The sequence below is a fragment of the Corynebacterium doosanense CAU 212 = DSM 45436 genome, from assembly GCF_000767055.1.
GTDB classification, from domain to species: Bacteria; Actinomycetota; Actinomycetes; order Mycobacteriales; family Mycobacteriaceae; genus Corynebacterium; species Corynebacterium doosanense.
In genome coordinates this window covers 18122-27197 of record NZ_CP006765.1, presented here as the reverse complement: position 1 = coordinate 27197, position 9076 = coordinate 18122, and the positions used below count along the sequence as shown (strand labels likewise).

At 62.4% G+C, this 9076-nt stretch carries 9 protein-coding genes; 2 read left to right on the top strand and 7 right to left on the bottom strand.

What is annotated here, in order from left to right; all coding sequences use genetic code 11:
• Positions 1 to 3: 3 nt before the first annotated feature.
• From CDOO_RS14045 to CDOO_RS13095, 3 genes are all read right to left on the bottom strand, one after another.
• The gene (locus CDOO_RS14045; protein ID WP_018023050.1) at positions 4 to 174 is read right to left on the bottom strand and encodes a hypothetical protein; all 171 of its coding nucleotides are present in this window, start codon (positions 172 to 174) and stop codon (positions 4 to 6) included.
• Between the two features lie 24 nt (positions 175 to 198).
• The gene (locus tag CDOO_RS13100; RefSeq protein WP_018023051.1) at positions 199 to 615 is read right to left on the bottom strand and encodes a hypothetical protein; all 417 of its coding nucleotides are present in this window, start codon (positions 613 to 615) and stop codon (positions 199 to 201) included.
• Positions 616 to 770: 155 nt separating this feature from the next.
• Positions 771 to 1085 carry a hypothetical protein gene (locus CDOO_RS13095; RefSeq protein ID WP_018023052.1) on the bottom strand — a complete coding sequence of 105 codons (315 nt, stop codon included), beginning with the start codon at positions 1083 to 1085 and terminating at the stop codon, positions 771 to 773.
• Positions 1086 to 1228: 143 nt separating this feature from the next.
• Between CDOO_RS13095 and CDOO_RS13090 the strand changes: the two genes are divergently transcribed.
• Both CDOO_RS13090 and mobF read left to right on the top strand, forming a co-directional pair.
• Positions 1229 to 1414 (top strand): hypothetical protein, encoded by a 186-nt coding sequence (locus tag CDOO_RS13090; protein WP_018023054.1) that lies wholly within the window; start codon positions 1229 to 1231, stop codon positions 1412 to 1414.
• 178 nt (positions 1415 to 1592) lie between these two features.
• On the top strand, positions 1593 to 5186 hold the full coding sequence (mobF, locus tag CDOO_RS13085; RefSeq protein WP_018023055.1) for a MobF family relaxase: 3594 nt from the start codon (positions 1593 to 1595) through the stop codon (positions 5184 to 5186).
• A 205-nt stretch (positions 5187 to 5391) separates the two neighbouring features.
• On the opposite strand, the gene CDOO_RS13080 is transcribed toward mobF, so the two are convergent.
• The 4 genes from CDOO_RS13080 to CDOO_RS13065 all read right to left on the bottom strand — a co-directional run bounded on the left by CDOO_RS13080 (position 5392) and on the right by CDOO_RS13065 (position 8959).
• On the bottom strand, positions 5392 to 5583 hold the full coding sequence (locus CDOO_RS13080) for a hypothetical protein (protein ID WP_018022971.1): 192 nt from the start codon (positions 5581 to 5583) through the stop codon (positions 5392 to 5394).
• A 765-nt stretch (positions 5584 to 6348) separates the two neighbouring features.
• Positions 6349 to 7812 carry a replication initiation protein gene (locus CDOO_RS13075; protein ID WP_018022970.1) on the bottom strand — a complete coding sequence of 488 codons (1464 nt, stop codon included), beginning with the start codon at positions 7810 to 7812 and terminating at the stop codon, positions 6349 to 6351.
• 254 nt (positions 7813 to 8066) lie between these two features.
• On the bottom strand, positions 8067 to 8336 hold the full coding sequence (locus CDOO_RS13070; RefSeq protein ID WP_018022969.1) for a hypothetical protein: 270 nt from the start codon (positions 8334 to 8336) through the stop codon (positions 8067 to 8069).
• Between the two features lie 11 nt (positions 8337 to 8347).
• Entirely contained in the window at positions 8348 to 8959 is a 612-nt protein-coding gene (locus CDOO_RS13065; protein ID WP_155861395.1) for a ParA family protein, read from the bottom strand.
• Positions 8960 to 9076 lie beyond the last annotated feature (117 nt).

The window sequence follows — 9076 nt, the reverse complement described above, 5'->3', positions numbered from 1 at the left end:
CTGTCACCTAAACGTGCAGCAGACCCTCCACTCGTTCACAAACTGCGTGAAGTAAACGTCGGTCCGGGTTCCGACTTCTTCCTCGTACTGCTCGATGACGGATTCGACGGTGGCGTCGTCGGCAGGCTTGCCGAGTTCTTCGTAGGCGGCGCGGCTGGTGACGGGAGAGAGCATGATCGGTTCCTTTCAAGAGAGGTTCTAGTTCTCGTGGTGGACGTTGTCGTGATGCTGCTCATCACGCTCGGGGGTGTCATTGTCGCCCGTGGCCATGTTGGGTGCAGCGGCGGTGCCCTCGGCCATCGGCAGCGTCAGCAGGTGCTTGAGCTCGATTAGGGCGAGGCCGAAGGTCTTGCGGAGGTACTGATCCGCAATGACCGGGCTGCACGATTCTTCTCGTTCTTCCGCGCGAGTGAGTGCGTCGGAGGCTTCGTAGTAGGCGCGCAGGAGATCGACGTTGCTGAGTTCTCTGGCGTGCTCGATAAGCCTCACCCGTTGGTCATTCGGGATGGACCTGGGGTCGCCGCCGAGGTCATCAATCGAAAGGGCGAGGCGCGGTTCGGCTTCTTCGACCGGGGTGCTGGACTCGACTGGGGAAGCGAGTTCTTCAGCGAGCATGTCAAAGAGATTCAGCTGGTTTTTCGTCTGGCTTGCGTGCCATGCGGCGTATCTCCTGGCGGCGATAATTGAGAGGCGGTTATGTCAAAAGAACATCGCCCGCCCAGTCCGGTGGTGGCCTGGAGGGGCGAGCGATGAGAGTGTGTGGCGGAGGTCTACCAGCCGTCGATTCCACGAGCGACCTTGCGCTCCATCAGTGTGCGGATAGGTCCGTTGAACCATTCCTCCATGACTTCTTCTTCCGCTCGTCGCAGCGCTTGTCCATGAGAACTTCCCATGACTTCACCGGGAATGAAACCATCACCGCCCGGGTTGGCCGCCTTCCATTCATTCACTAACTGCGTGGCGTACAGGTCAATGCGGGAACCAACTTCTTCGGCGAACTGTTCCCTGACAGTTGCAATGGTCGCGTCGTCGGTAGGCCGGCCGAGTTCCTTGTGGACGGCGCGGACGGTGACGGGGGAGAGCATGATCGGTTCCTTTCGGGAGAGCTTCTAGTTCTCGTTGTGGTCGTTGTCGTGATGCTGCTCATCACGCTCTGCGGTGTCGTTGTCGGTCGTGGCCATGTTCGATGCGGAGGCGGTGTCTTCGACCATCGGCCGAGCTCCAGAAGGTGCTGGAGCTCGGCTGGGGCAAGGCCGAAGGTCTCGCGAATCCACGCGCCGCTCTCACCGAGTTCTACGAGCTCCCGGGCCGCAGCGACAAGGTTCCTCTGCACATCGTCCAGGTCGGCCTGGGCGATGAACACGTGCTCGGTGGGGGCGGTGATCCGCTTCTGCTTCTCCCGATTTTCAACTAGTGCCTTCATCGCTAGCTCTCATGCCTGCAGAGGCCTGCTTGCCCGTTTAACCGCCGCCACCCTTTCTTTTCCCAGCCAACATCATTGCGTTGCAGCTTAGCGCTGCGACGATCTAACTGCCACACACAGTAGGCACTTTTAGTGAGAATGGTCCGCCGTGCGGCTAGAGTGGGTCGCCATGATGTCGTTTCGCGCCGTTCACGCGGGCTCGGGGTACCAGTACCTCCTGCGCTCCGTGGCAACCAACGACGCCTACGACCCGACCGTCGAGACCGGAAAACTCTCCGGCTACTACCAGGCCAAGGGCACCCCACCCGGCCGGTGGATCGGCTCAGGACTCACCGCACTCGTCACGACGCAGCGCGGCCAGGAGGTCGAGGCCGACCAGATGGAAGCGCTCTACGGGGTGGGACTGCACCCCGACGCGCACACGATGATCGAGGGCGGAGCGTCCTTCGAGGACTGCCGACTGGGGGGAAAGTTCCCCGTGTTCACCAACTCCATTCCCGTACTCGATGCGCTGCGCGCGGCGGAAAAGAGTGCCGTGGCCGAGACCGGCCGGCTACTGACTGACGCGGAGCGTTCGCAGTTGGCTGCGAGCGTCGGTGCGTCGTTTTACCGCGCGGCTGAAGGTGTGGATTACGCGCCGGACAAGGACGTGATCGACTGGGTGAACCAGCAGCAGGCTCAGGTCAAGCAGGCGGTCGCCGGGTTCGATCTGACGTTCTCTCCCGCGAAAAGTATCTCCGTTCTGTGGGCCTTGTCGGACGAGGACACCGCGAGCCGGATCGCCGCGTGTCACCACGAGGCGGTGGCTGAAGTGCTCTCCTGGGCGGAGACCAATGTGGTGCGCACGCGCATGGGTGCCGGGGGTCTGGCGCAGGTCGAGACGAACGGAATCGTCGCCTCCGAGTTCACTCACTTCGACACCCGAGCGGGTGATCCCGACCTTCACTCTCACGTCCTGGTCGCCAACAAAGTGCAGGGGCCAGACGGCAAGTGGCGCACGCTCGACTCGCGCGCGATGTTCAAGAATCATCAGACACTTTCCGCCCGCTACGACATGGTCGTGCAAGAGATTCTGACCCGGAAGATGGGCCTGGCGTTCGAGGCGAGTGCGCGCGAACAAGGCAAGGAACCGGTGTGGGAGGTCGCTGGAGTTCCGCAGAAACTCATCGATGCCTTCTCCACCAGGCGCACTCTCGCGCGCCCGGTGTTCGAGAAACTGCGTGAGGAATTCGTGGCCTCGCATGGCCACCAGCCGGACAAGCGCGCGCAGCTTCGGCTGTGGCAGGCGGCGATCTTGGACACCCGCGAGGCCAAGAAGCCGGCCGAATCGCTGGCGACTCTGCGCGCGGATTGGCGCGCCGACGTGGAGCACCTGGACGGCGGAGACGAACTGCTCGCCCGTGTTCAGTCACTGACCTCCGGGGCAGAGCTGGACGAGCGTCCGGCGTTTTTTGCTGACGATGTTTCCACCTCGCAGCGTCTCGATGATGTCTCACTCGCGGTGATTGACCGGGTGATCCAGAAGCGCTCCTACTTCGCTCGCCACCACGTCACGGCCGGGGTCGGGGCGTACCTCAAGGGTTTCCGTTTCTCGGACGCGGACGAGGCCGCGCGCGTCTTTGACGCAGTGTGCGAGAACATCATCACCCACCATCTCGTGGATCTCACGGCCGAGGAACCGCTCGCTGTTCCGCGTGCGCTGCGCCGCGCCAACGGGGAGACGTTGGACCGGGGAATGGACTTCGCTCAGTTCACTACGGCGCGGTTGCTGGCCCAGGAGGACTACGTTTTGCGCGCGGTGACCGAGCCGGTGGCGGTCTTTGCCCGCGACAAGACCATCGCCCAGGCGTTGGTCGCGGCGAAAGAATCGAGCGGGTTCGCTCTCAACACCGGGCAGGAAGCACTCGCGCGTCAGCTCTTGCAGGCGGGCACCGTCATCAGCAGTGGCGTTGGTCCGGCCGGTACCGGCAAGACCACGGCCATGACTCTGGTGGCCGATGTGTGGAAGGCCGAGCAGCGTCAGGTGATCGGCCTGGCACCGTCGGCGGCAGCGGCCACCGTGCTCAGTGATGAGGTCGGCATTGATGCGCACACCATCGACTCGCTGGCGTTTGTCTGGCGTGGGCGCAACCCCAATAAACCCGCTGGCGACCCGGCAGCACTGCCGGTCGATCTGCGCCCCGGAGACATGCTCCTGGTCGATGAAGCGGGCATGGCCACGACCGACAACCTCGCGGCGCTGGCCGAGATCGCCCAGGCGACCGGCGCAGTGGTGCGACTGATCGGAGACCCCCAGCAGCTCGACGCAGTCGGATCGGGTGGGCTGTTCGCCACGATGTGTCGCTACGGAGACGCCACCGAACTGACGGACGTGATGCGTTTCTCGCACGGCAACGACACCGAGCAGGCTGAGGCTTCGCTCCGGCTGCGCCGGGGCGAGGTGGAGGCTGTGGACTTCTACAACCGTCGAGGCTGGGTGCGCGGTGGCACCCGCAACGACATGCTCTCGGCCGCCGTGGACGCTTATCTCGCCGACGTCGAACGTGGCAAGCGTTCACTGATTGTGGCGTCGACCAACGCTGACGTGGCGTTGATCAATGAGGCGATCCGTTCCTACCGGGTCGAGCGTGGCCTGGTCGAGGACACCGACACTGTTGCTCTCTCGCGCGGGGAGGTGGCCGGTGTCGGTGATCTGATCATCGCGCGGAAGAACGAGCGCCTGGTGGCCGAGGATGGCACACCGGGGCGCAAGGTCACCAACGGCCAGTTGCTTCACGTCCGGGGTGTGCACGCCACGGGCGGACTGGACGTTGAGGACGAGGCCAGCGGGCAACGGTTCGTCTTGCCGGCCGATTACGTGCGCTCTTCGACGCACCTGGGTTACGGCTCGACCGTGCACCGCGCCCAAGGCGCGACGGTCGAGACCACGCACGCGGTCATCGACGCGCAGACCTCGCGCACGGGGCTGTATGTCGCCTTGACTCGTGGCAAGCAGGAGAACCGGGTCTACGCCGTGACCGATGACGCGCTCGATGAGTTCGCGGAAGCGGCTCACGAGCACATGGCAGGCAACATCGGCGGACTGAGTGCCGAGGCAGTCATGCGCGCGGCGATTGCCCGCGACCAGCGTCAGCTCTCGGCCAGGGACATGGCGGAGAAGGCTCGGGAGTACGCGGGCAGTGATGATCGGGTGTCCAAGCTCTACGCCTATGGCGTGGACAAGGCTTACCAGCGGTTTATCGACCACAACCTTGACGGTTGGTGGGACATGCTGGACCCGGACGCGGCCCAGGCCTTGACGGACGAGGGGCGGCAGAAGGTGCGTTCGGCGTGGGTGGAGTCCCTGCGGGCGGGGATAGATCCCCGCGATCTCATGAACAGTGCGACGTTCAACCTCGGGGAGGTGGAGGAACCGGGCGCGGTGATTGCGTGGCGGCTGCGTGAGCAGGTGTCCGCGGTGGCCACGCCTGGGCGTGGCCTGGCGGCGGTGCCGCCGTTGACGCGCACCAGTGACCGGGAGCTGCATCAGTGGTTGGTCAGGACGCGGGAGCGGTTCGAGAGCGCGGCCGCTGAGCCTGCGCCCAGGCAGAGTGCTGCGCAGCAGCAGTCGGGTGACGCGCTGCGCGATATGGTCACTGCCGATCTGGGCTCCGCGCTCCAGCGCCAGCGTGCCCAGCAGCGGACCACCCCAGCAGACAGTCGTAAACCCACCGCTGCATCTACTCAGGAACGTGTACGACCGGGTAACGAGAACGACCTGTAGGCCGCCAGCTTGCTGGCACCCCAGCTTGCTGGCACCCCAGCTTGCTGGCACCCCAGCTTGCTGGCACCCCAGCTTGCTGGCACCCCAGCTTGCTGGCACCCCAGCTTACTGGCACCCCAGCTTACTGGCACCCCAGCTTACTGGCAAACCTAAAGTGTTACCCCGGCTTTATCGCTCGCGATCAAGAATAGGAACTCCAGATCACTTACCAGGGTAGGCCGAAGGCGTCTTCATCGTCAGGGAGCACTCGAGCAAGGCTGGCGTCGCGTCCACGAGCCTCACACTCGTATATCGGTTCGTAGCGGCGACGGACATCCTCAATCGACTCGCCCCCGGCCGGAGTGCCGTCGGTGAGCGTCTTGTAGACCGCCAGGGCGTAAGGGGACAGCTCGGCCATATTGCCGCAGGCTCCCATTTCTCTCATAATCCAGCAGCCTAGTCCGACGACCCGAGGTGCCGGCCGAGTTCTCCACAAGCCACTAAATCCGGCCGAGTGCGGGAGAGTGTTCTCCACAGGCCCGCCGGATCGCCTCTTGGTAGATCCCGGAGTGAGGTACAAACGCACCCGATACGTGGGCGCGGGGGTCGCCAACAACGTACCGGGGCAAGACAGAAGTTTAGGGCCAGGGCACCCAGGCCGCTGAGTGGCGATCATGGGTTGAGATTAGAGATAACTCCCGCCTCGCTTCGCTCGTTGGACTGACGCGGAGGCTACGCCTCCTTGTCCACAAACCCTGAAGGCCACCCGATCCACACATCACTGAGCGGAGCATTCAGACAGCAGTATCGCCAGGAGACCACACAATAGGAGGGGCAGAGACCGTAGCAAATTCAAGGAAAACGTAATCACTTAACCTATTGCACCCCCAGGTCTCAGGGGGAGAGCCTAGAGACCAGCACTGTCTCACGACAGGGGAACCGTGTATTGCTTATGGCTCCGCCATTTAAGGCGAGGATCGGCGGTGTCCTCTTGGCAAGGTGATGTCAGCCGTGCGGAGAGCCCCTACCTCTCAGGGAGAGAGCCTAGAGACCAACACTGTCTACCGACAGGGGAACCGTATATTGCTTATGGTATTTCCCACCTTTGCCCCAACACTGCCTCCGTCTCAACAACCCAGCTCATGAGGTCGAAAACCCGCTCCTCGCTTATGGTATTTCCCACCTACTCCACGGCGAGCGCGCCCGCCTCGCGAAGAGCCTTCAGGTGAAGATTCACTGTCCGCTTCGTTACGCCTATCTCCTGGGCGATCTCCCGTGCTGAAGGCGTACAGCCGGTTTCTACATACGCCTGCCCGACGAGAGCCTGGATCTTTGCCCTCGTCGTCTGCCCCATCACGCGCTTTCGCCGATGGGTCTGCCGCAGGGCTTCCCGCCTCCTTTCCGCGTACTCGCCTTCAGGGTCACGCTCCCACCGCTGAGCGGACTTCTGCCCGCCTCTGCGCCCCATCGTCGCCAGTGCCTTGCGTTGGCTCGTGGTGGCGTACTTGGCCGTTGGAGAGCCGTAGGAGGCGGTCTTGCCCTGGGAGACGTAGCCGCGCACTCGCCTGGCCATCGACTGCCTATCTCGCATCGGCGGCAGTTCCGGCTCGCGGCCAGCCCCGCCTTCACGGTGTGCGACTGCGTAGGCGTGTTCGTAGGCATCGATAATCGCCGCGTCCGTCATTCTCTGGCCTGCCGCCCGCAGTCGGTGTGCGGTCTTGAGTGCGTGCCGAAACGCTGTCTCGTCGCGTGCTGCGCGGCCGTCCCCGACCCAGCGGACGTTGACTCCGTCGATGAGGTCCGGGTTGAGCCGGTCTGCGTCTTCACCCATCTCGGTTTCAATCTCGCGGGCGATGGCCCGGAAAGCCTGTGCTTCTTCCCTGCGGGCTTTGACGGCCTCGATGAGTTCGCGGCCGCTGGCGTACTCCTGGCGGGCAGGCTCGCGCTGAGCATCACCCGCTACGGTGCGAACCTCTTTCATCAAATCCCCCAGACGGTCGATGCGGTGGTGCTGTCGATACCAGATATAGCGGTCCGGGCTGTGGCCGGTGTAGAAGGGGCTGCGACTAAAACGGTGGGAGAAGTTCGGGTCATGGTCCAGGTACTCCCCTAGCTTGCGGGTGGTCGCCGCGAGTAGCGACATGTTGGCGGACTCGCCTCCCTCGTCGGCGTAGACCGGGTCGATCAGCCAGAGGCACTGAGCTTTGCCACTGACACGGTTAATGCCGACCCAGGCGGGTCCGACGTTGCGGGAGACAAGGCCGGCCAACTGTGCCCGTGTGGTCTCCGCGAGGTTGACCGGGTGCCCGCCGCGCTCGCCCGGCTGGTCGATGTCCACGACCAGGACGGCGGCGTACTGCTTGTTGGTGAGCATGGCGTACTGGAACTTCCCGAGGCCTTCGGAATCAGTGCGCCACATCAAGGGAACCGTGGAGCCGTCTTTGGCGCGACGGTAAGCGCGGGAGAAGCTGCGGTCCTTGCTGACGTGAAGCACGTCGCGGCCGAGGTGAGAGAGCAGTGCGTCCCGGTCAGTGGCACCTGCTGGGGTGTCCTGGAGACCGCCGAGTTGCTCTCGGGTGAAGAGCCCGAGGGCGGTGCTTATGCGAGTGGGTTGATCCCATTCATCTCGGGTATGCGCTATAGTCATAGCCAAGCTTTCCCCCAGGTTGTGACTGGGTGATAAGCGAAGCCTGAACTGGTGCCAGCCGGTTCAGGCTTCTTTCATTTTTAAGTACTGGTGGTCAGAATAACACCTATGTCATTAGCTCGGATCGGCAACACGAGTGCGGCATCTTCCACTAAATGATCAACCCTTCCCCGTTTTAGATACAGCACCTCACCTGCACACTTTGTCCATATAGGCATATGGCCATACAGCCATATAGTCATATGGTTGTATGACTACCGTTTCTTAAGCCACTCGACCGCCCATTCTTCCCATAGTTGCGATAGGCTCGTATCGTCCTCCAGCGCCGCCATCTTCGCCTCTTTGAGCAGTTCCCTGTCCTTGACGTAGAGACGCACCGTGGCCGAGCGTTCCCCATGTCCAGCGAGCGGGGCCATCCTCTGAGCGGGTTTAGCCACCTTTTCTGAGCGCATAGCTTGGACGTCGGACTGAGTTCCCTTTTCGCGGTGTGGTTGCGCCTTCTTGGCGGCACCTTTGATTGCCATCGTCTTTTCTCCTAAAACGCTTGGGTAAGTTCTTCGGCAAGTTCCATCCATTCCCTAAACGGTTTTGTCTCGATCCGAGGGACGGTCGATCCGGCACGGCGTGTCATGCTGCGAGTGGGGATGATGGTGTCGGCAAGTGCTGCACGGTTATGGGATGTCAGTTGCGCTTGGGCCAGGTCGAGAAGCTTCTCTCGCTTGTCGACGTTGACAAGGACAACGGCGACTGGCGTCTCTGTGCCAATGAACGAATCTAGGGTTGCTTGGGTTCTTTTCATGTCCAGCGGGGAGACGCCCGTAGGGACGAGAACGAGGTCAGCTTCCTGAGCAGCAATCTCGACGATGGCATTACTCCCTGGCGGCGTGTCTACCAAGATGAAGTCGTAATCATCACCCCGGAAGCGTCTCAATGCAGTTTCCAACGTCCGATCCGTAGGGACAGGCTTAACCTCAAACCCGAGGCCTTCACCGGCGTCATCCGACCAGTCGATAGCTGAGCGCTGCTTATCCGCATCGAGCACTAGAACACGGTGGCTCAAGGATGTCAGCGCGGAGCTCAGGAGCATCGCTGTGGTGGTTTTACCGGTACCGCCCTTTGTTTGGATGACGGAAATGACGTTGACCATAGTTTCAGCATAGCATATGGCCATATAGCCATAATCCTATATGGCCATATGCTAGAGAGCGGGGCCCCTAATTACGCATGGCTCCTGCCCACTACCCTGGGGTACATCCCACCGGCC